General features: G+C 79.0%; 1 pseudogene. It reads left to right on the plus strand.

From position 1 onward, the window contains the following. Nucleotides 1-737 (plus strand): annotated as a pseudogene (locus F6X68_RS33845) (hypothetical protein); the annotation flags it as partial.

The raw sequence follows: 737 nt of genomic DNA on the forward strand, positions 1-737 counted from the left end.
CGGTCGCCCGGCCGGGGAGGCCCCGGAGCGGCCGAACCGGTCGTTCTTCGAGCCGGCCTCCGGTCGCGCGGCCGCCCACCGGCAGGAGGCGCTGCGCTCGGGCGAGCGGGCGGTTCCGCCGTCCCGCCTCGCACCCGGCAGCCAGCCGTTCCCCCGCCGCCGGCCGCTCGGGGAGCCGGTACCGGGGGAGGCGACCCACCCGATCCCGAGCGCCCCGGCCGGAGCGGAACCGACGCACGCCTTCACGACGCCTGCCGGCGAGCCGACCCACGCCTTCACTGGGCCGACCGCGGAAGAGACCCGCGCCTTCACGTCGCCGACCGCGGAACCGACCCACGCGTTCACGGTGCCCGCCGGCGAGCCGACCCACGCCTTCACGTCGCCGACCGCGGAACCGACCCATGCCTTCGCGGCGCCCGGCGGGGAGCCCACCCGGGCCTTCGCGATGCCCGGAGGCGAGGCCACGCAGGTGCTGCCGCCGCGCGGGCCCGGCGAGGACGCCACCCGGGACCTCCGGGCCCCCGCCTCGGATCCCGGCCCGCCATCACCGGCGTACGGCGCAGACCGACCGCAGCCGGCCGAGGACCTCACCCAGGCGCTGCCGCGCCGGCAGACCACCCCCGAGCAGGTCGGGCCGGAGCCGGTGGCGGACGCGGAACCGGTCTCCGGGCCACCCGCCCCCCGTCGCGGGTTCACGCCCATCGTCATAGAGGGCACCGTCATCGAGTCGCGGGACC

Origin of the sequence: Micromonospora sp. AMSO12t, assembly GCF_008806585.1 — a bacterium.
Lineage (GTDB): Bacteria > Actinomycetota > Actinomycetes > Mycobacteriales > Micromonosporaceae > Micromonospora > Micromonospora reichwaldensis.